Source organism: Curtobacterium sp. MCLR17_031 (assembly GCF_003234775.2).
Lineage (GTDB): Bacteria > Actinomycetota > Actinomycetes > Actinomycetales > Microbacteriaceae > Curtobacterium > Curtobacterium flaccumfaciens.
In genome coordinates this window covers 650518-670673 of the sequence record NZ_CP126270.1, presented here as the reverse complement: position 1 = coordinate 670673, position 20156 = coordinate 650518, and the positions used below count along the sequence as shown (strand labels likewise).

Here is a 20156-nt window from a genome sequence, read left to right as displayed (position 1 = left end):
CGACGCGCCGCCACGATTGACACGTTGTGTGGAACTTCGCGTACCTTGGTGCCTGTCGCCGGGTTCGGACCCGTTCGGGTCGGGTCCGAATCCCGGCGACTTCAAGCTTAGGAACCCGGTCGATGCGGGCGCATCGGTAGGCACTACCTAATTCGCGCGGGAGTTCTCCGCAGGCGCTTCCGCCGCGGCGGCTCGGTGCCGACGGATCGGTGCCGGCGGATCGGTGCCGGCGACTCGGTGCCGGCGACTCGCAGGGTCAGGCGCCGGGGGCGGGCAGCCGGACCGGCAGGAACGCCGTCAGGTCGGCACGCGAGCCCGAGGCGCTGACGCGCGACTGTGCGACCGCCTCGGCCCAGGTCAGCTCGCCGGACGCGAGCGCCAGCCACGTGGTGGCGTCGGTCTCGACCACGTTCGGCGGCGTGCCACGGGTGTGCCGGGGTCCGGGCACGGCCTGGACGGCGGCGAACGGCGGCACCCGCACCTCGACGCTGTTGCCCGGCACCTCGTCCGCCAGGCACTGCAACGTCCACCGAACCGCGGTCGCGACGGCCGGTCGGGCCGTCTCCCCACGACGCACGGCAGCAAGTGCCGCTCGCCCGTCGGCGTCCTCGATCCTCCTGGGTGGCATCTCCACAGGCTAGCCCTCGCATCGCGGGCGGCGAGTCGGGCTGGGTAGGGTGATCGGGTGCGAATCCTCGTCCTCGGTTCCGGTGCCCGCGAGCACGCGATCATCACGGCCCTCCTCGCTGAGCATGCGGGCCACGTCATCACGGCAGCGCCCGGCAACGCCGGCATCGCCGCCGACGTCGAGACCGTCTCCCTCGACCCCACCAACGGTGCGCTCGTCGCGGAGTACGCGATCGAGAACGACGTCGAGCTCGTCGTCGTGGGCCCCGAGGCCCCGCTCATCGCCGGTGTGGCCGACCCGGTGCGCACCCGCGGCATCCCGGTGTTCGGGCCGGGCAAGGCCGCCGCGCAGCTCGAGGGCTCGAAGGCGTTCGCCAAGCGGATCATGGGCGAGGCCGGTGTGCCCACGGGGCGTCCGGTCTACGCGGGCACGGCGGACGAAGCCGTCGCCGCGATCGACGAGCTCGGCGCCCCGTACGTGGTCAAGGCGGACGGGCTCGCCGCCGGCAAGGGCGTGCTCGTGACCGACGACCGCCAGGCCGCGATCGACCACGCCACCTACTGGCTCCAGCACGGACACGTCGTGGTCGAGGAGTTCCTCGACGGCGAAGAGGTCTCGTTGTTCTTCCTGAGCGACGGGCACGACGTCCGCGCGCTCAGCCCCGCCCAGGACTACAAGCGCCTGGCCGACGGCGACCTCGGACCGAACACGGGCGGCATGGGCGCGTACTCGCCGCTGCCGTGGCTCGCCGACCGCTGGCCGTCCGAGCAGGCCTTCGTCGACGAGGTCACCGAGCTCGTCGCGCTGCCGACCGTCCGCCGCCTCGAGCACGAGGGCACGCCGTTCGTCGGGCTCCTGTACTGCGGCCTCATCGTCACCGAGCAGGGCGTCCGCGTGATCGAGTTCAACGCGCGCTTCGGCGACCCGGAGACGCAGGTCGTGCTCCCCCGCCTGGCGACCCCGCTCAGCGAACTCCTGCTGGCCGCCGCCACCGGGCAGCTCGGTGCCGTGCCCGCGCCCGTGTTCCGCGACGAGGTCGCCGTGACCGTCGTCCTGGCGAGCGAGGGCTACCCGGAGAACCCGCAGACCGGCCGACCGATCACCGGCATCGACGACGCGAACGCCCGCGACGGCGTCTCGGTCGCGCACGCCGCAACCGGCGTCCTCGACGACACGCTCGTCGCCACGGGCGGCCGGGTGCTCAGCGTCGTCGCGACCGGGTCGGACTTCACCCAAGCCCGTGAGCGCGCCTACGCCGGGCTCGGCGACATCACACTCGAGGGCGCGCAGTTCCGCACCGACATCGCCGCGAAGGTCGCGAAGTGAGCGCCCCCGCGCCGATCGCCGGCTGGCGGCACGTCTCGTCCGGCAAGGTCCGCGAGCTCTACGTGCCCGAGGGCACCGCCGACCTGGCGAGTGCGTCCGAGCTGCTGCTCGTCGCCTCGGACCGGGTCAGCGCCTACGACTTCGCGCTCGAGCCGCCGATCCCGGGCAAGGGCGAGCTGCTGACCCGCCTGTCGCGGTTCTGGTTCACCCAGCTGAGCGACGTCCCGAACCACATCATCGGCCCGTCCTCCGGTGGTACCCCGGTGCCCGCCGAGGTCGAGGCACGATCGATGCACGTCATGCCGCTCACGATGTTCCCCGTCGAGTGCGTCGTGCGCGGGTACCTGGTCGGCAGCGGCTGGGCCGAGTACCAGGAGACCGGCAGCGTGTGCGGCGTCGCGCTCCCCGCGGGCCTGTCCAACGGTGACCGCCTGCCGGAACCGATCTACACGCCGGCGTACAAGGCGGCCCAGGGCGAGCACGACGAGAACATCTCGTACGAGCAGACCGTCGACCTGGTCGGCGCCGAGACCGCTGCCACCCTGCGTGAGCTCTCGCTGCACGTGTACACCGAGGCCGCGGCCATCGCCCTCGAGCGGGACGTCGTGATCGCGGACACCAAGTTCGAGTTCGGGCAAGACGCCACCGGTCGGATCCGCATCGCTGACGAGGTCCTGACGAGCGACTCCAGCCGCTACTGGGACGCCCGCTCCGCCGACCGCACCGACTCGTTCGACAAGCAGATCGTGCGGGACTGGCTCAGCGCGCACTGGGACCGCCAGGGCACGCCGCCGGTGCTCCCGGACGAGATCGTCGAGCGCACCGCGGCGCGCTACGCCGAGCTGATCGAGCGCCTCGGCGCCTGACGCCGCACCCGGCCCGCGCCCAGCCGGCGGTCACGACACCCCGCTCACGTCCGGCGAACGGTCACGAACCGTCGGCCGAGGCCCCGCCAACCGACGGTTCGTGACCACTCGGCGGCCCACGCACGACACGTCGCGACCACTCGACCGGCGACGACCCGCCGCGCGACCGCCGACGAGCCAGCCGACGGTTCTCGACCGTTCAGGACTCGAGCGCCTCGACGGCCTCGCGCGCCACCACGACGACGGTCAGGTCGTCGCCCGGGTCGTGCTCGACGACACGCGCGCGCACCCGCTGCAGGAACGTCTCGACATCCGGGGACTCCCGGTACAGCGATCCGAGCTCCGACAGCGCCGCGAGCGTGGAGTCCCAGAGCTCGAGCGCACCGTCCGTCACGACGATGAGCACGTCACCGGGCCGGAGCACGAGCGAGCCGGCGGCGCGGGGCATCCCGGCGGGGTGCAGCCCGATCGGCAGGTCCGACGACCGCAGGATCCGCTCGGCACCGTCGTCGCGGAGCTGCAGCACGAGCCCGTGGCCGGCGTCGGCGAAGTCGAGTCGCCCGGTGGACGGGGTCAGTCGGCCGTGGAACATCGTCGCGAAGGACTCGGCACGGCTGAGCTCGGGGGCGACCTGCGCCTCGAGCTCGGCGACGGCGGTGCCCGGGTCCTGGTCGCCGCGGGCGAGCAGGCCTCCCCGGATGTTCGCGGCGAGGAGCCCGGCGGACATCCCCTTGCCCATGACGTCCGACACGGTCAGGTGGACCGAGTCCTCGCCGGAACGGTGCCAGTCGTGGAAGTCACCGGAGACGAGCCCGTGCGGGATCGACATCCCCGTGATCCGGTAGCCGGGAACCTGCACCTCGGCCGGCTGCAGGCCGTTGAGCACGGTGCGCAGGCGGTCCTCGTCGGCTCCGGCGAGCAGTTCGCGCTCTGCCCAGATGCCGAGTTCCTGCAGCAGTTCGAGCTCGTCGGCGTCGAGGGTGCGCGGCTCGGGGTCGATCAGGCAGAGGGTGCCGATCTTCAGGTCGTCGTCGCCGGCACGGAGCCCGACACCGGCGTAGAACCGGACGTTCGGATCGCCGAGCACCATCGGCAGGTCCGCGTACCGGGCGTCCACCCGGGCATCCGGGACGACCACGGGCCCCTGCTCGCCCAGGGTCCGGCCGCAGAAGGTGTCCTGCAGCGGGATGACCGGGCCGAAGGCTGCGTCGCTCTGCTGCGACTTGATGGTCAGGGTGGTCTCGCCGGCCAGGTTGAGGAACGAGCCGGAGACCCCGAGGGCCTCGCGCGCGATCCGGGTGATCCGTTCGAACCGTTCCTCGACGCCACCGTCGTCCACGTCGAGTGCCGCGATCAGGGCCGCTCGCCGAACGGCATGGGCCCCGGTCGTCGCGGGCACGGACATCGCGGTTTCCGGCTGCATGCTCCCACGGTAACGCGCTGAACGGACAGGGCCTGGCCCCAGTCCGGAGGGCGCAAGTGGTCGGGCGCGGCGGCGTACCCTGGTCGTCGTGCTCCGAGTCGTCCCCGCAACCGTCCTCGGCGTGGCCGCGCTCCTGGCCCTCGCCGGCTGTGGCGCCCACGACTCCACCGGCCAGGTGTCGGTCACGGTGTCGTCGAACGCCGCCGACCACCCCTACGAGGTCAAGGTGTTCGCCTCGACCGGCAAGCTCTCCGAGCACCAGCGGGTGTTCCCGGGCGGCACGGCCGACTTCGCGGGCGTTCCCCTCGGCAAGGTCACGGTCCGCGGCGGCGACCTCTGCCCGCAGACGACCAAGGTGTCCGACGGCACGGTCGCGACGGTGACCCTCACCACGACCGGCTGCTGACCCAGCCCGCCACCACGACCGTCCGCTGACCCCACCCGTCACCCCGACGACGGGCTGCCGCCCCCCTCCGCGACCAGGTGCTCCACCCGCGGCTCGCCCGCAACCTCGCGCACCGACTGCAGGGTCCGCGCGTCGTCCCCGGTCTGCCGGACCTCGTGCTGGTCGACGTGCTCCTGCCACGACCCCACCCGGAACGCCTCCACCCAGGCGTCCGGCCCGGTCGCGGCGTCCCGGTACAGGTTCCAGTCACGGGCACCGGTCCGCCGACGGCTCCGCCCGAGCCGTTCGGCGCGCGCCCGGAACTCGTCGACCGCGTCCGCCGGGACCGTCCAGTGCAGCAGCACGAGGGTCTCCCCCGTCGCTGCGCCGTGGTCGTCCGCCACGAACACCTCGTCCCCGAACGGCATCGGCGTCACGGCGCGCTGCCGGTCGGTGAGCACCGGGAACCCGGACACGAGCAGCAGTGCGGCGCTGAGCGCGGTGAGGACTCCTGCCCCGGCGAGCACACCCGTCACCCCGAGCGGCGTGGCGACCGCGCCGGCGAGCGCCGCACCGATCGCGGTGCAGCCGAACAGCACGAGCTGGTAGGCGGCGAGCCCACGGGTCCGGACCCAGGCGGGCAGGAACGCCTGCACGGTGCCGTTCAGCGTCGTCACCACCGCGATCCAGGCCACCCCGCCGACCAGCAGCGCGACGAGTACGACCGCCAGCACGGGGACGAGCGCGACGACCGTGGTGCAGACGCCGAACACCACCGAGGCGATGCCGACCGTGCGACCGATGCCGAGCCGCGCACGGACCGCCGGCATCAGGAACGCCCCGCCGACGGACCCGATGCCGACGGCGGCGAGCAGCAGTCCGTACCCGCCGGAGGACAGCCCGAGCGAGCCGTCGGCGACGAGCGGCAGGAGTGCCCAGAGCGCGTTCGCGGGCACCATGAAGACGGCGAGCTGCACGAGCAGCCGGCGGACGACGGCCGCGTGCAGGACGTACCGCAGCCCGGCGCGGGTGGCGTCGATGAACGGTTCGGCCCGCGTCTCGGGGCGTTGGTAGCCGCGCCAGGCGACGAGCACCACCAGGAAGAGCGCGAACGACAGCGCGTTGGCGGCGAACACGAACGGCACGCCGAGCTGCGCGATCACCACCCCGGCGAGCGCCGGTCCGATCGCCCGGGCGACGTTGACGCCGACGGAGCTGAGCGCCGCGGCGTCGGTGATCGCGGCGCGCGGCACGATCTCGGGCACGAGCGCCTGGTACGCGGGCAGCTGGAGCGCCGAGGCGGTCCCGAGCAGGAACGTGACGGTGAGCAGGAGCGCCGGGGTCATGTCGCCGGTCGCGGTGAGCACGGTCATCACGACGCCGACGACCACCTGGAACGCCTGCACGCCGATGAGCAGCCGCCGCCGGTCGACGAACTCGCCGATCACCCCGGCGGGGATCCCGACGAGCAGCACCGGCAGGCTCGACGCGGTCTGCACGAGGGCGACGACGACGGGTGCGGCGTGCTCGTCGACGAGCAGCCACTGGGCGCCGACGGTCTGCATCCAGCTGCCGATGTTGCTCACCAGCACCGCGATCCACAGGGCGCGGAAGACCGGGATCGCGAGCGGCGCCAGGGCGCCGCCGCGGGGTGCTGGGGTGGTGCGTTCCGTGGTCACGTCGCCTCCTGGGGTGGGACGGGGACATCCTGGAGGCGCGGTGCGCGTCGGGCGCGCGCCGCGCCTCCAGGGATGGTCGGGTCAGGCGGCGGCGTCGGTCGCGCTGGTCGCGGTGACGGCGCGCTCGATGACGTCGGCGACGTCCTTCGGGTGGGTCTGCATGACCAGGTGCGGGGCGGCGATCTCGGTCACGTCGGTGATGCCGGCGCGGGAGTAGCCGAAGCGCTCGACCTCGGGGTTGATGGTGTGGTCGTCGGACGAGACGATCGCCCACGCGGGGGTGGTCTTCCACGCGGCGGCGGAGGCCGGCTCGCCGAAGGCGGCACCGGACAGCGGGCGCTGCGAGACGGCGAGCACCTCGGCGACGCGCGGGTCGACCCCGGCGGCGAAGACCTGCGGGAACGCGTCGATCGCGACGGAGACGTCGGTGCCGTCCTCGCCTCCGGCGACCGGGTACGGCGTGTACACCAGGTTCGCGGCGAGGTCGGAGTCGGGGAACCCGCCCTGCAGCTGCCCGAGGCTCTCGCCGACCTCGAGCACGTAGCCGGAGACGTAGACCAGTCCGACGACGTTCTCGGCCTCGCCGGCGACGGTGATCACGGCCCCGCCGTACGAGTGACCGGCGAGGACGACCGGCCCGTCGACGTGCTCGGCGACGGCGCGGATCGAGGCGGCGTCCTCGGCGAGGCTGCGGTTGTAGACCGGCGGGACGAGGACGGTGTGGCCGCGGTCGAGCAGCTCGCGGGTGACGGGTGCCCAGCTGGCGGAGTCGGCGAACGCGCCGTGGACGAGGACGATGGTGGGTGCAGCCATGTACGGGTCTCCTTCGTGACGAACGTCTGGGGTGGTGCAGGGACCGGGGATCCCGGCGTCGTCACGCTAGGGCTGGGGGTGCTGCGTCGTCGTGTCCCTGTCGTTGCCCGTCACCCCCGACGACAGCGCGTGCCGGCGGCCCCGGGTGCTGCGCACGGTGCCCTCGGACGGCCGGACACACCGTGCCGGGGTCCCCCTGCGGGGCGGAGGCACCGCGACGGGGGCCCCGCCGGGACCCCCTTCTCCCCCCTGCTCCACGGCCCGGCCGGTTAGCGTGATCGCATGGAACACGAGGACGGCACGACGACGACGTCGGCCCAGGACTTCGTGGACGCGCTCGCCGAACCGGTCGTGGTCTTCGACCGCCACCTGGACGTCGTGGCGGCGAACCGGCTCGCCGGCGCCCTGTCCGCGTCCCTCACCGTCGGCACGAACCTGGCGCGGTTCACCTTCCTGAACCCCTGGGTCGAGGACTCGGTCGACGGCTGGGAGGCCGAGGCACACCGCACCGCCGCGATGCTCCGGGACTCGCTGGACGAGCACGACGCCGACGACCGGTTCCAGGAGCTCCTGGGCGAACTGATGGCCCGGAGCACGACGTTCGCGACCGAGTGGGCCGGCGGAGCGGTCCGGCCGACTCGCCGCGGGGAGTCGGCGTTCGAGAACCCGCTGGTGGGCCGGATCGACCTGCGGTGGGAGCAGCTGCGTCGGCTGGAGGACCCCGAGCACGTGCTCGTGGTGTGGACGGCGGCGGACGAGGAGTCCGCCGCGCGGCTCACGACGCTCCGCGGGCTGCTCGACGAGGGCGAGACGACCGGCTGATCGGCGAGCGAGGCCACCGCGACGACCGCTCGGCTACCCCACCGCGGTCTCGCCCGCGACCGGTTCCCGGCGCGCGGTGCCCTGCTGCACCTGCGCGGCGAGGTACGCGACGGCCGCGGCTGCCGGCGTGCCGGGGTCGGCCCAGAAGGTGACGAGTACGTGCGAGCTGCCCGGGATCGCGAGGTTCTGCCAGCGGAACTCGACCCAGCCGATCGGGTCGATCCAGTGCCGCGAGACCCCGGTGCGCTGCACGGCGACGTCGTGCCGCGCCCAGATGCGGGCGAAGTCCGGGTCCTGCAGGGTCAGGGTGCCGACGATCTCCTGCAGCCGGGGGTCCTCGGGTTCGGCGTGCAGCCGGAGCGCGGCGACGACCCGGTGCGCGGTACGGTCCCATTCGGCCGCGTGCTGCCGGGACGCCTCGGAGAACATCTGCAGGACGAGGTTCGCGCCGGGCTCCATGTACCCGGGGCCGAGGGCGCTCGCCAGGGCGTTGGACAGGATGATGTCCTGGTTGCGGTCCATCACGAACGCCGGGGTGTGCGACCACTGCGCCAGCAGCGACCGGACCGAGTCGTCGAGCCCCGGCGGCACGACCCCCTCGGGGCGGCGGCGTTCGGCGTGTGCGAGGCGGCGCAGGTAGTCGACGGCCTCGTGGTCGAGCCGCAGGGCCCGGCCGAGCGCCACGAGCACCTGGTCGGACGGTTGGTGGTCGCGGCCCCGTTCGAGCCGCAGGTAGTACTCGGGGCTGATGCCCGCGAGCCGCGCGACCTCTTCACGGCGCAGGCCGTCCACTCGTCGTCCGGGCTCACGGGTGAGTCCGACGTCCTCGGGCTGGACGAGTGCCCGACGGGCGCGGAGGTACTGCCCCAGTTCGGACCGTCGCGCATCCACGCGAGCAGGATAGCCGGAATCCGCAAAGAACGCGAGAACTATCGTTCTCTGGGTGTGCCGCCCCGCGCGATGGTCTGGTGCGGCTGCTCCCCGAACCGTTCCCGGTAGTACGCCGCGAACCGCCCCAGGTGGGTGAACCGCCACCGCCGCGCGACCTCGCTGACGAGCAGCGCGCGGGAACCCGGCCGCCCCAGCTCCAGGTGCACCCGGTCGAGCCGGACCTCGCGCAGGTACTGCATGGGCGTGACGCCGAGACGACGGCGGAACAGGTCCTGCAGGCCGCGCTCGCTGAGGTCGCAGGCCGCGGCGACGTCCGCCACCGTCAGCGTCCGGTCGGCGTGGTCGTGGACGAAGCCGATCGCCCGCCGCATCCGGTCCGCGACGTCCGATCGCGACCGGGCGAAGGTCGACAGGACGACGGTCGCGATCCGCCGGTTCAGGGCCGCACGGTCGGCGGCGGGCAGCGCCGGGTCGAGGATGCGCCCGGAGGCCTCGCGCAGCAGTGCGCGCAGCGGCTCGAGTGCCGGATCGGCCGCGTCCGGCTGCCCGAACACCGAGGACTCCCCCGTCTCACCGAGCAGCGACGGCGACAGGTGCAGCAGCGTCGTGGCGGTCGCGTCGGTCTCGAACCCGTACGCGACGGACGCCGAGAGCATCATCGGGCGCTCGGCACCGACCTCCCAGTGCTCGCCGTCGTCGGCGGTCAGGCTGGCCCGGCCGTCGGCGAGCCAGAACACGACGTGGTCGGGGCGCGGACCGATGGTCCCCGACCGCTTGCCCGGTGTCGCGATCCGGTGGATCGACAGGTCGTCGTCCCCGCCGGTCTCGTAGCGGAAGCCCTCGTCGTCCGCGGTCACGGCGTCGGGACCCGGTCCCACTCGTCGCCGTACCGGGACAGCACCGACCACCGCGAGATCGGCCACGTGGTCACGAAGGCGCGCCCGACGACGTCGTCGACCGGCACGGTGCCGTGCACGCGCGAGTCCGCGGAGTCGTACCGGTTGTCGCCCATCACCCAGATGCGCCCCTTCGGCACGGTGATCTCGAAGTCCTTCCCGGCGACTCGGTCCGACCCGCGTTCGAGCACGACGTAGGGCTCGTCGACCGCATGCCCGTTCACCGACAGACGACCCCGGGCGTCGCAGCACGACACCGTGTCGCCCGGCAGGCCGATGACCCGCTTGATCAGGTCGTCGCCCTGGCCCATGCCGAGCCAGCCGCCCGGGTCCTGGAACACCACGACGTCACCGCGCTGCAGCGGGACGACCCCGGGCACGAGCTCGTTGACGAGCACCCGGTCCCCGATGAGCAGCGTGTTCTGCATCGAGCCCGAGGGGATGGAGAACGCGCGGACCAGGTACGCCTTGACCAGGAAGGACGCCAGCAGCGCCACGACGACGATGATGACGAGGTCGCGCAGGAACCGCAGCCCGCCGCGCTTCGGCTCGTCCTCGGCCGCTGGCTCGGAGTGGGGTCCGGCGTGTGCGTGCGTGTCACTCAATGCGTCAGCACCACCTTGACGAGACCGATCACGAACGCCACCGCGGCGAGCACGATCCCGCCCCACAGCCCGAGGAACGTCGGCTGCTTCCCGCTGAACCGCTGCATGAACACGCCCACCAGCCCGATGCGCACCACCAGGATCACGGTCGCCGCGATCTGTGCCCACTCCGCCGGCAGCCACCCGATCCAGGCAGCCGCGTAGAGGACCGCCGGGATCAGCCCGGAGGTCGCGATCGGGTTGGCGTTCCGGACGATCGTCGCGACGGACTCGCGGCGCGCGGCACGCTCGACCGCGGTCTCCTCGCCGTCGTCGCCGAGCCCGTGCGCGACCAGGTGCGCGAGCACGTGGGCCAGGTAGGTGAGCACCGCGGTCGCCAGGACGGTCGCCACCGCTGCGCCGTGGTGGATCTGCTCCGGGTTCACCGCGATCGCGACGGCGAGCACCGTGATGTTGCCGTAGATGTACGACGACATCCGGTCGCGGACGTGCTCGAGCGGCAGGTCGCGGGGGTCCGGGCGACCGCCGCGGGGTCCGCGCCCCGGTCGGGAGGGCCGTCGTGTGCGTGGCATCCGTCCATCTTGGCCTCCGCGGTCGGCCGTCCGCCGACAGGACACCGGGTGCGATGGTCACACGGGTGGCCGGTTCCGGCAGACTGGGTGCCGATCGGTGCGACGGAGCGCCGGACAGGAGGCACGGATGACGTCCGCACGACCACTCGCCCTGGTGACCGGGGTGGGCCGCAGAGCCGGCATCGGCGCAGCGCTCGCCACCCGTCTGGCGACCGACGGCTGGGACCTCGCCATCTCGTGGTGGGGACCCTACGACGACCGCGTGAGCGGCGGGGCGGACCCGGACGGGGTCGAGTCGGTGGTGCAGGAGTGCGAGGCGGCGGGAGCACGGGTGACGCGCCTCCCGGTCGACCTGGAGGACCCGGAGCAGGCGGCCGCCCTCGTCGGCCGCGCCGAGACGGAAGCTGGCGCCCCCGTCACCGCCCTCGTCATGTCGCACTGCGAGTCCGTCGACTCCGACTTCCGCACCACCACGGTCGAGTCGTGGGACCGCCACTTCGCCGTGAACGCCCGCGCACCGTTCCTGCTCGTGCAGGCCTACGCGGCCGGGCTCGAGCGCGCCGGGGAAGCCGCACCGCGCGACCGCCGCCGGATCGTCGCGCTGACGAGCGACCACATCGCGTACAACCTGCCGTACGGGGCATCGAAGGGCGCGCTCGACCGGATCGTGTTCGGTGCCGCGAAGGAGCTCGGCAGCCTCGGCGTCAGCGCCAACGTGGTGAACCCGGGCCCGAACGACACCGGCTGGATGTCCGACGAGGTCAAGGGCTGGGCCGTCGAGGGCACTCCGCTCGGCCGGCTCGGACGCCCGACGGACACCGCCGCGCTCGTCGGGTTCCTGTGCTCGGAGCAGGGCGCCTGGATGAACGGGCAGCTGCTGAAGTCGGACGGCGGGATCTCGAACAGCGCCTGACCGGTCGGCCCCTCGCGACCCGATCGTCAGCCGCGACCGGGCGCGGTCACCTCGATGCGGTTCGCCCACGGGTCCTCGAACGCGACCGTCCGGCCGTCGTCCGCGGTCTGCACCCCGGTGTCGTGCATGCGCGACACGAGGGCGCCGAGGTCGTCGGCCCCAGGCACCTCGATCCGCACGAGTCCGAGGCCGAGGGCGAGCTGGCGGCGCCCGGCCCCGCGGGAGTTCCAGGTGTTCATCGCCATGTGGTGGTGGTACCCGCCCGCGCTGACGAACAGGGCGTCGCCGAAGCCGGCGGTGGTCTCGAAGCCGAGGGTGTCCACGTAGAAGGAGCGCGCGGCGTCGACGTCGCCGACGGACAGGTGCACGTGGCCGACCTTGCCCGGGCGTGCCGCGGCGGTGTCCAGGGCATCCTGCGTCAGGTGCTCCTGCAGGAACGCGTTCGGGTCGACGTACTTCGTGTCCATGTCGACCATGCCGTGCGTCCACGACCACTCGGTGCGGTCGCGGTCCCAGTACAGCTCGACGCCGTTGCCCTCGGGGTCGGTGAAGTAGAACGCGTTGCTCACCAGGTGGTCGGCGCTGCCGGTGAAGGTCTGCGGGAACTTCGTCGCGACCGAGTACAGCGCCGCGGCGAGGTCTGCCCGGGTGTCGAACAGGATCGCGGTGTGGAACAGGCCGGCGTCGTGGGGGGCCGCGTGCTGCATCGACGGCGCGTGCTCGAGGATCACGATCGGGATCGCCAGACCACCGGCGCCCGGTCGCCCCAGCACGGCGACGCCGCCCTCGTTCGAGAGCAGCGCGAGCTGGACGCCGTCGCGGTAGTAGCCGATCATCCGGTCGAGGTTCGCGACGCGGAGGGTGACGGCACCCATCCCGGTGTCGGCGGCGAGGAGGTCCTGCGTGTGCATGGCACCAGTGTGAACCTATTTAGTTGACGCGTCAACCAAATGGGCGTCGGTCGCCTGCGCCAGAGCGACAGATCCACGCCATCCCGGTGCGAGGCACCCGCCAGAGCGACAGATCGCTGCGAACAGTTCGCGGCGATCTGTCGCTTCGGCGAACGGAGGCGCGCAGGCGACGGGAGGCCCGGCGCGCGTCCGCCCCGCCGGCCGCGGTCAGCGGGAGCGGAAGTAGCGGTGCAGCGCGCGCTCCCGGATCGCGGCCGCGGCGAGCGCCCCACCGAGCAGCGCGCCCACGAGCCCGAGGGACGCGATCGCGATCGCCTCGCGCACGATCGGCAGCGCATCGTCGACGTCGAGGCCACGCACCGACACCACCGCGACGCTCGTCGCGACGACCGCCCCGACCGATGCCCAGACCAGGTGCTGCAGGACGATGCCGAGGACCTGCGCGCTCCGCGGTACCCCGACGTGCCGGTCGGAGGCCAGGGCGAGCCGGCGCCGTGCGACCGCTGCCGCACCGATCGTCAGCCCCACGAGGGCCGCCGCACCGAACGGGACGAGCGCTGGCTGCCGCGCCACGGGGGTGAACACCGCGCCCAGCGTCGGGTTGAGCTGCCCGGCGGTCGGTCGGTCCTCGCCCTCGGCCCCGCTCGCCGGCAGGACGGTGCGCCGGAGCATCGAGACCGTGTCGTCGCGCTGCGGCCACACCGTCGCCCAGCAGGCGTCGAACGGCGACCCGTCGTCCACCGTCGGCGCGAGGACCGCGTACTCCAGGTCGGGGTCCCGGCCGTCGTCGGGGTAGTCGTACACACCGGCGACTCCGGTGCCCGCACCGCCCGCCGTCACGAGGCGATCGCCGGCAGCAAGACCCAGGGTCTCGCGCACCGTGGGCGAGACGATCACTCCCGCGGTGCCGTCAGCATCGGAGCCGCCGAGCAGACCACGCACCCCGGCGGTCACCTCGTAGGTCGGGATCGCCGAGCCCGGCAGCGCGGCGGGGACGACCCTGGCGTCGAGGCGCCGGAACGCACCGGACGCGATGACCCCTTCGGTGTCCACGAGCGCATCGCACACGCGGCCGTCGATCCGGCCCTCGGCCCGCTGGACGGTCGTCGCCGCACCGCTCGCGACGAACACCGCAGCCGCTCGGACGTCATCGGCGACCACAACTGCGCGCAGGCCCACGACACAGCTGAGCAGCACCGCGAGGACGACAGCGGACGTCGCTGCCCACGAGGCTCCGGAAGCGATGTCGCGCAACGCCTCACGCCAGACCTCGGTCACCTGCATCCGGCGAAGGCTCATCGGTAGCGCCCGAGATCGAGCACTCCGTCGCAGGCGTCACGGGTCGCGTCGTCGTGCGTGGCGACGACGACGACCGTCCCCGACGCGGCGAGCGCACCGATCCCACGGTTCACCTCGATCGCGGTCGCCCGGTCGAGTTGCGCCGTCGGCTCGTCGACCAGCATCAGACCCGGCGCGCTGGCGATGGCGCGCGCGAGCATCAGGCGTTGCGCCTCACCACCGGACAGTTCGGCGAACCGCGCGTGCGCCCGCGAACCGAGCCCGAAGCGCTCGAGGACCCCGAGCGCCCGGACGTCTGCGGTCCGACGATCCGCGCCCTGGGCGACGAACGGCAGCGCGACGTGATCGAGCACGCGGCGGCGGGCCACCCCGTACGGGTTCTGGAAGACCCAGAGCGGCCGAGAGCCCGGCGGACGGACGGCGACACCGCGCGTCGGACGGAGCATCCCGGCGAGGATCGCGAGCAGCGTCGACTTGCCGGAACCGCTCGGCCCGACGACCGCGGTCACGGTCCCCTCGGCGAAGGTGCGGTCGACGCGGTCGAACAGCACGGTGCCGTTCGGCCAGACGTGCCCGACGCCCTCGAGCGTCACCGACACGAGCTGGACCGGTCCGGCGCAGCCCGGATCCGGTCGAGCGTTCGTCCGCCGGGCACCCGGACGAACGACTGCCCGAGTTCCGATCCGAGCACCTCGACCCGGAGCGAGCGCCCCGTCGTCGGTTGCACACACGCCCGGTCATCTTCGAGGTCCCAGAGGGCCGTCGGTGGCACCACCTGGACGGTCCGCGGGCGACTGAGCGTCCAGGTCGCGGCCACCGTCGGTGCGCCGTCCGCCGAAGCGACCGCCGCCGCGTAGTCCGGCAGCGCGGTGATCGCAGCGAGGTCCGTCGGCGCGGAGACCACCCCGGCGGCGTCGATCGGGACATCGGCGTTCCCGATCCGCAGCACGCGCTCCCCCGGCGCCGGATCGACCGGGAGCGCCTCGATGCGCGCACCGCGGAGATCGGCCGGGAGTTCGACGAGGACACCGTCGGCACCGACCGTTGCCCCGACGACGGCCACGCACGTCAGGACGGTGTTCTCGGCGGCTGGTACCCAAGCGAACGGGGCCCGCGGCACGACGTCGTCGGGCAGGTCGTCGCGGTCGACGCCTCGGTCGACCAGGAACTGCTGCGCAGCACGGAGTGTGCCCCGACCGAGGACGCCGTCGATGCTCAATCCGGCACCGAGGCGCGTGAGTTCCCGCTGCAACCCCGTGACGTCGGCCCCGCGGTCGCCGAGCTCGAGGTCGCGCCACAGCGGCTCGTCACTGGCGAGTGCGAGCACCGGCTGTCCGTCGACCCGCGCGAGGACGTCCCCGCTCCGCACGGGTGCCCCGGTCGAGCACGTCGACGTCGTCACCGTGCCGGTCCGCGACGTCACGACCAACCGTGGGGCACCGATGTCGAGTGCGAGCTGCACCTGTCGCTCATCGGCATCGGTGCGCTCGGTCACCCGGACAGTGCTCGCGGGGGCTGCCGCCCGGAGTGCGGCCGGGACCTCGGCCGGCACAGCGACCACGAGGGCGGCGGCCGTCGCCGCTGCGACCACCATCGCCCCGAGCGCCAGGAGTGCGGCAGACGGGAAGCGCATCACTGCCGCCAGAGCGCGAGCGGATCAAGGGCGCACTGCTTCGCCTGCTCGCCCATCGAGTCGAACGGGAAGGCGTCGGCGTCCTGGTCCTTCCGCCACTGTTCCTCGGTGTAGTCCCTTCCGACGAGGCCGGCCTTCCGCAAACACGGAACGGTGATCTTCGCATCGTCCAGCTTGCCGGGGTTCCTGCGCGTCTCCTCGAACAGGAACGTGATGCTCTGGTCGAACTTCGACTCGCACGCTTCAAGGATCTTGTTGGTCCTCCCGATGTCGTTGCTCGGCGACTCGCCCACCGTGCTTCCCACTTCGAACCCGCCGTCGGCGAAGTACGAGATCGTGAGCTCGGAATCGCGGAGGCACTTGTCGACCTTCGCGTGAGCGTCCTCGAGCTCCTGGGTCGTGACCCGACCGTCAGCCAAGACCCTCGCCTCCGAGTCCGACACGTCCGCGTCGAGTGCCTCGCGGAACGCATCCGCCCAGGGGCCCGCCGCCTCGAGCGACGCAGGAGCCAGCTCGGAGGGCCTCGGCGTGTCCGCGTCACCCGCCGAGCAGCCAGAGAGCGCGAGCGCCGAACCGAGCAGGAGAACGAGTTTCGCCGTCACGATGGACGGTGCGGCGAAGACCCTGGTCATTGCTGCCGCCAGAGTCCGAGGGGGTCCAGCCGACACTGTACGGCTGCGGGATCCCACGGCGAGAAGGAGAAGTTCCCGTCGTCGTTCTGATCACGCCAGTCACGTTCGGTGTACGTGTCGTCGACGAGTCTCGCAGCACGGAGGCACGCGACGGTGATCATTGCCTCGTCCTGCTTCTCCGGGTTCCGCCGGACCTCGTTGAACAGGTAGGTCACGTCGCTGTCGAAGTCCTTCGCGCACTTCGACTTCGAATCGTTCACGGCCGCGGCGTCTTCAGCCTTCCGCCCGGGGAGCGGCGAGGCTTCGGACGTGCCGTCCTCCGCTGTCGTGTAGTCGTAGCCGAGATCCCGCATGCATGCGCTCATGCGGGACTGCGCATCCGCGACCTCCCGCGCCGAGATCGTTCCGTCCGAGAGGATCTGCCGCTGGTACGGGCTGGCGTCGGCGGCTGATTCCGCGAACTCACCCGCCCAGGGCCCGGCCGCGGAGAAGCCCGACGGATCGACGACCCGGGGTGCAGCATCCGCCTGAGCACAGCCGACGAGCCCCACGGCGGCGATCGCCCCGACGATCGTTGCTCCCCGAAGCCTGCTCCGAATCACCGCGTCAGGCCCGGGTCATGCCGTACTGGGCGATGTTGGTCCAGCATGCAGCCTGGTAGGACCACTTGTTGCCACCGACCACGTTCCCCCACTTCATCGTCCCGCTCCGCAGACGGTTGAAGTGCTGAGCGCGACCACAACCGGACTCGTTGAAGCCCGTGCTCTGCGTCACCTTCCGCCAGCACGTCGCAGCACTCGCCTCCGGCGCCGTCACGGTGTCGACCGCGATCCCGCCGCCCACGACACTCCCCAGCACGACCGCAGCCAGTACGACGTTCTTGATCGACATCGATCTCCCCTTCGTTGCGACACCATCATGATGTCACCGTTAACGTATTACCGGTCAGTGAGGGAACGCAACGACCGTCACCACATCCGTGCAGGATGGACGCGTGACTGATGACATCCGGTGGGAGGTGGTCGAGGAGAGCACGCTGTCGCTCCCCGACCACGAAGCGATCGCAGCGCTGCTCGGGCAGGCCTTCCCCGACTGGTCGCACTGGTACGTGGGCGGCCGGAGCTGGTCCGGCATGCAGCCGGAACGCCGGGTACTCGCGCACGACGCCGACGGGGTGGTCCTGGCCCACGTCGGCATCCGCCGCATGTACATCTCCGTCGGCGGCGAAGACGTCCTGGTCGGTGACACCGGCCTGGTCGCCGTGTCGCCCCGACTGCAGGGCACCGGCGTCGGCCGCGAGCTGATGACCCGGACCGCGGCGGTCCTCGAGGGACTCCGCGTCCCCTTCGGCTTCCTCGGCGCCGGCGAGGACCGGATCCCCTTCTACGCGAAGCTCGGCTGGCACGAGTTCCCCGAGGCCGTCGGCACCTTCTCGGCGTTCACCGCCGAGGGCGCGGGCGTCAGCAACACCGAGCAGGGCGGCTGGATGGCGCTGCCGGTGGCAGCGCAGCTCGAGGACTGGCCCGCTGGGCCGATCTGGCTGAACGGCCAGCAGGTCTAGCCGCAACGACCAACGGACGGGAGGCCCGGTACCAGCTGGTACCGGGCCTCCCGTCCGTCAGGTGGTGCAGCGGGGCTTACGCCTCGACCGCGACCTTCTCCGGGTCCTCGTTGGAGCCCGGCGCGCTCGGCGCGACCGCGGCACGCACGCGCGCACCCAGGTCGGCGTCGACGTTCGTCCAGTAGGCGAACACGCGCTCGCGCAGGTCGTCGCGCGTCACCTTCGAGACGTGGCCGGCGATGTTGCCGACCAGGCGCTCACGGGCGGCGTCGTCCAGGACCTCGCGGACGAGCGTGCCGGCCTGACCGAAGTCGTCGTCCTCCGGGTGCAGGGTCGCGGCGGAACGCTGCAGCGCACCGTCGGACTCCCAGCCCGGGGCGTCGTCGGTCGCGTTCGGGTCGGCGTGCGCCCCACCGAGCGAGTTCGGCGCGTACACCGGCACCTCGGACTTCTGGAAGTCGAAGCGCATGCCGCCGTCCTTGGAGTACGAGTGGACCTCGTTCTTCGGGGCGTTCACGGGCAGCTGGGCGTGGTTCGTGCCGACGCGGTAGCGGTGGGCGTCCGCGTAGCTGAAGATGCGCGCCAGGAGCATCTTGTCGGGGCTCGCCGCGATGCCGGGCACGAAGTTCGAGGGGGCGAAGGTCGCCTGCTCGATCTGCGCGAAGTAGTTCTCCGGGTTGCGGTTGAGCTCCATCGTGCCGACCTCGATGAGGGGGTAGTCCGCGTGCGGCCACACCTTCGTCAGGTCGAACGGGTTGAAGCGGTAGGTCGCTGCGTCCTCGTAGGGCATGACCTGCACCTTGAGGGTCCAGCGCGGGAAGTCCTGACGCTCGATCGCGGCGTGCAGGTCACGGATGTGGAAGTCCGCGTCCTCACCGGCGATGCGGTCGGCGTCCTCCTGCGTCAGGGTCTTGTGGCCCTGCTCGGTGATGAAGTGGTACTTCACCCAGAAGCGCTCGCCCTCGGCGTTGATCCACTGGTAGGTGTGCGAGCCGAAGCCGTCCATCTCGCGCCAGCTCGCCGGCAGGCCGCGGTCGCCCATCAGCCACGTGACCTGGTGCGCCGACTCGGGCGACAGGGTCCAGAAGTCCCACTGCATGTCGTGGTCGCGCAGGTGCGAACCCGGCAGGCGCTTCTGCGAGCGGATGAAGTCGGGGAACTTGATGCCGTCGCGGATGAAGAACACCGGGGTGTTGTTGCCGACGAGGTCGTAGTTGCCCTCTTCGGTGTAGAACTTCAGCGCGAAGCCGCGGGGGTCACGCCAGGTGTCCGGGGAGCCCTGCTCGCCAGCGACGGAGGAGAAGCGGGCCAGCATCTCGGTCTGCTTGCCCGGCTGCAGGAACGCGGCACGGGTGAAGCGAGAGACGTCCTGCGTGACGGTGAAGGTACCGAAGGCGCCGCCGCCCTTGGCGTGCACGACCCGCTCCGGGACGCGCTCGCGGTTGAACTGGGCGAGCTTCTCGACCAGGTAGTGGTCGTGCAGCGCGAGGGGGCCGTCGGCCCCGACGCCCATCGAGTGCTCGTCGCTCGAGACGGGTGCGCCGCTGTTGGTCGTGGTGGTCGGCGTGTTCTGGTCGGACACGGTTCCTCCTGGAGGTGGGACGTTGGTTCGGTCAGGGGTGCTCGGGTGGTTCGGGGTCCGGCGCGTCGTGCGGCCGGTGCGGTGGGCGGTCGCCGTCAGGCGGGCGTGGGGGCGCTGGGCGCCTGCGCGCTCGCGCCGGGCGCGTCTGGGTGGTCGCGCTCTGCGTCGTCGTGCGCTGCGTCGTCGCGCTCTGCGTCGTCGCGCTCTGCCGCTGCGCAGCGTTCGCAGATGCCCCAGTAGGTGACCTCGGCCGTGGTGACCGCAAAGCCGTGGGTCTCGGACGGCGTCAGGCAGGGCGAGTGGCCGACCGCACAGTCGACGTCCTCGATCGCGCCGCACAGGGTGCAGACGATGTGGTGGTGGTTGTCACCGGTGCGGCGCTCGTAGCGCGCAGGGCTGCCGGCCGGTTCGATGCGGCGGACGAGCCCGACGCCGGTCAGGGCGTTCAGCACGCCGTAGACGGCCTGGTGGCTGGTGGTCGGCAGCTCCACGGCGAGCGCGGTGACGATGTCGTCCGCGGTGGCGTGCGGCATCGAGTCGGTCGCTCGGAGCACCGCGAGTCGCGGGGTCGTGACCCGGAGCCCCGAGGAACGGAGCAGATCGGCGCCGGCGTCCATGCTGAGCCTTTCTTTTGCAGGAATCAAGACAACGCGTTCACTGTACACGAGCTTCTGCTGCCGACCAGCGAGGTGACGCATGCCGCCACCGGAATACGAAGT

The 20156-nt window shown here is 72.2% G+C and carries 23 protein-coding genes; 6 read left to right on the top strand and 17 right to left on the bottom strand.

Annotation, left to right across the window (positions count from 1 at the left end):
* Window positions 1–256: 256 nt before the first annotated feature.
* Entirely contained in the window at window positions 257–628 is a 372-nt protein-coding gene (locus tag DEI96_RS03320) for a sterol carrier family protein (RefSeq protein WP_071248502.1), read from the bottom strand.
* A gap of 57 nt (window positions 629–685) precedes the next feature.
* On the opposite strand from DEI96_RS03320, the gene purD reads away from it, so the two are divergent.
* Together purD and DEI96_RS03310 are read left to right on the top strand one after the other, a co-directional pair.
* A complete protein-coding gene (purD, locus tag DEI96_RS03315) occupies window positions 686–1954 on the top strand; it encodes a phosphoribosylamine--glycine ligase (RefSeq protein WP_111024226.1) in 1269 nt (422 codons plus the stop codon).
* The gene (locus DEI96_RS03310) at window positions 1951–2820 is read left to right on the top strand and encodes a phosphoribosylaminoimidazolesuccinocarboxamide synthase (RefSeq protein WP_111024227.1); all 870 of its coding nucleotides are present in this window, start codon (window positions 1951–1953) and stop codon (window positions 2818–2820) included. Before purD ends, DEI96_RS03310 begins: the two co-directional genes overlap by 4 nt.
* A gap of 199 nt (window positions 2821–3019) precedes the next feature.
* On the opposite strand, the gene DEI96_RS03305 is transcribed toward DEI96_RS03310, so the two are convergent.
* On the bottom strand, window positions 3020–4243 hold the full coding sequence (locus DEI96_RS03305) for a PP2C family protein-serine/threonine phosphatase (protein ID WP_111024228.1): 1224 nt from the start codon (window positions 4241–4243) through the stop codon (window positions 3020–3022).
* Window positions 4244–4331: 88 nt separating this feature from the next.
* On the opposite strand from DEI96_RS03305, the gene DEI96_RS03300 reads away from it, so the two are divergent.
* The gene (locus DEI96_RS03300) at window positions 4332–4649 is read left to right on the top strand and encodes a hypothetical protein (RefSeq protein ID WP_111024229.1); all 318 of its coding nucleotides are present in this window, start codon (window positions 4332–4334) and stop codon (window positions 4647–4649) included.
* Between the two features lie 38 nt (window positions 4650–4687).
* Here the strand turns inward: DEI96_RS03300 and DEI96_RS03295 are convergent, their stop codons facing one another.
* Both DEI96_RS03295 and DEI96_RS03290 read right to left on the bottom strand, forming a co-directional pair.
* Window positions 4688–6307 carry an MFS transporter gene (locus tag DEI96_RS03295; RefSeq protein ID WP_111024230.1) on the bottom strand — a complete coding sequence of 540 codons (1620 nt, stop codon included), beginning with the start codon at window positions 6305–6307 and terminating at the stop codon, window positions 4688–4690.
* 81 nt (window positions 6308–6388) lie between these two features.
* A complete protein-coding gene (locus tag DEI96_RS03290) occupies window positions 6389–7120 on the bottom strand; it encodes an alpha/beta fold hydrolase (RefSeq protein WP_111024231.1) in 732 nt (243 codons plus the stop codon).
* A 282-nt stretch (window positions 7121–7402) separates the two neighbouring features.
* Between DEI96_RS03290 and DEI96_RS03285 the strand changes: the two genes are divergently transcribed.
* Window positions 7403–7942, top strand: a complete 540-nt coding sequence (locus DEI96_RS03285; protein WP_111024232.1) for an MmyB family transcriptional regulator — start codon at window positions 7403–7405, stop codon at window positions 7940–7942.
* Window positions 7943–7975: 33 nt separating this feature from the next.
* Here the strand turns inward: DEI96_RS03285 and DEI96_RS03280 are convergent, their stop codons facing one another.
* Genes DEI96_RS03280 through DEI96_RS03265 form a run of 4 tightly spaced genes read right to left on the bottom strand, consistent with a single transcriptional unit; the run spans window position 7976 to window position 10906 of the window.
* Entirely contained in the window at window positions 7976–8833 is an 858-nt protein-coding gene (locus DEI96_RS03280) for a helix-turn-helix domain-containing protein (protein WP_111024233.1), read from the bottom strand.
* A gap of 38 nt (window positions 8834–8871) precedes the next feature.
* Window positions 8872–9690, bottom strand: coding sequence for a helix-turn-helix transcriptional regulator (locus tag DEI96_RS03275; protein ID WP_146246934.1), 819 nt, complete (start codon window positions 9688–9690; stop codon window positions 8872–8874).
* Complete coding sequence (lepB, locus tag DEI96_RS03270; protein ID WP_111024235.1) at window positions 9687–10334, bottom strand: signal peptidase I; 648 nt, start codon at window positions 10332–10334, stop codon at window positions 9687–9689. Before lepB ends, DEI96_RS03275 begins: the two co-directional genes overlap by 4 nt.
* Window positions 10331–10906, bottom strand: coding sequence for a hypothetical protein (locus tag DEI96_RS03265; RefSeq protein ID WP_146246935.1), 576 nt, complete (start codon window positions 10904–10906; stop codon window positions 10331–10333). The genes lepB and DEI96_RS03265 overlap by 4 nt, the downstream gene beginning before the upstream one ends.
* 127 nt (window positions 10907–11033) lie before the next feature.
* Here DEI96_RS03265 and DEI96_RS03260 point away from each other — a divergent pair, with 127 nt between their 5' ends.
* Window positions 11034–11819, top strand: a complete 786-nt coding sequence (locus DEI96_RS03260; protein WP_111024237.1) for an SDR family oxidoreductase — start codon at window positions 11034–11036, stop codon at window positions 11817–11819.
* 26 nt (window positions 11820–11845) lie between these two features.
* On the opposite strand, the gene DEI96_RS03255 is transcribed toward DEI96_RS03260, so the two are convergent.
* The 7 genes from DEI96_RS03255 to DEI96_RS03225 form a co-directional block, all read right to left on the bottom strand.
* The gene (locus DEI96_RS03255) at window positions 11846–12730 is read right to left on the bottom strand and encodes a VOC family protein (RefSeq protein WP_111024238.1); all 885 of its coding nucleotides are present in this window, start codon (window positions 12728–12730) and stop codon (window positions 11846–11848) included.
* Window positions 12731–12937: 207 nt separating this feature from the next.
* Entirely contained in the window at window positions 12938–14014 is a 1077-nt protein-coding gene (locus DEI96_RS03250) for a hypothetical protein (RefSeq protein ID WP_111024239.1), read from the bottom strand.
* Window positions 14015–14025: 11 nt separating this feature from the next.
* The gene (locus DEI96_RS03245) at window positions 14026–14628 is read right to left on the bottom strand and encodes an ABC transporter ATP-binding protein (RefSeq protein ID WP_111024240.1); all 603 of its coding nucleotides are present in this window, start codon (window positions 14626–14628) and stop codon (window positions 14026–14028) included.
* On the bottom strand, window positions 14619–15662 hold the full coding sequence (locus tag DEI96_RS03240; protein ID WP_111024241.1) for a peptidoglycan-binding domain-containing protein: 1044 nt from the start codon (window positions 15660–15662) through the stop codon (window positions 14619–14621). The genes DEI96_RS03245 and DEI96_RS03240 overlap by 10 nt, the downstream gene beginning before the upstream one ends.
* Window positions 15662–16294, bottom strand: a complete 633-nt coding sequence (locus DEI96_RS03235; protein WP_111024242.1) for a hypothetical protein — start codon at window positions 16292–16294, stop codon at window positions 15662–15664. The genes DEI96_RS03240 and DEI96_RS03235 overlap by 1 nt, the downstream gene beginning before the upstream one ends.
* A complete protein-coding gene (locus tag DEI96_RS03230; protein WP_111024243.1) occupies window positions 16291–16845 on the bottom strand; it encodes a hypothetical protein in 555 nt (184 codons plus the stop codon). Before DEI96_RS03230 ends, DEI96_RS03235 begins: the two co-directional genes overlap by 4 nt.
* 55 nt (window positions 16846–16900) lie before the next feature.
* Window positions 16901–17185 carry a hypothetical protein gene (locus DEI96_RS03225; protein ID WP_111024244.1) on the bottom strand — a complete coding sequence of 95 codons (285 nt, stop codon included), beginning with the start codon at window positions 17183–17185 and terminating at the stop codon, window positions 16901–16903.
* A 103-nt stretch (window positions 17186–17288) separates the two neighbouring features.
* Between DEI96_RS03225 and DEI96_RS03220 the strand changes: the two genes are divergently transcribed.
* Window positions 17289–17855: a GNAT family N-acetyltransferase gene (locus tag DEI96_RS03220; protein WP_071405850.1), complete on the top strand. Its 567-nt coding sequence runs from the start codon at window positions 17289–17291 to the stop codon at window positions 17853–17855.
* Window positions 17856–17931: 76 nt separating this feature from the next.
* Here the strand turns inward: DEI96_RS03220 and DEI96_RS03215 are convergent, their stop codons facing one another.
* Together DEI96_RS03215 and DEI96_RS03210 are read right to left on the bottom strand one after the other, a co-directional pair.
* Window positions 17932–19437 carry a catalase gene (locus tag DEI96_RS03215; RefSeq protein ID WP_111024246.1) on the bottom strand — a complete coding sequence of 502 codons (1506 nt, stop codon included), beginning with the start codon at window positions 19435–19437 and terminating at the stop codon, window positions 17932–17934.
* Window positions 19438–19532: 95 nt separating this feature from the next.
* Window positions 19533–20054: a Fur family transcriptional regulator gene (locus tag DEI96_RS03210; protein WP_502866290.1), complete on the bottom strand. Its 522-nt coding sequence runs from the start codon at window positions 20052–20054 to the stop codon at window positions 19533–19535.
* Window positions 20055–20156: the final 102 nt, after the last annotated feature.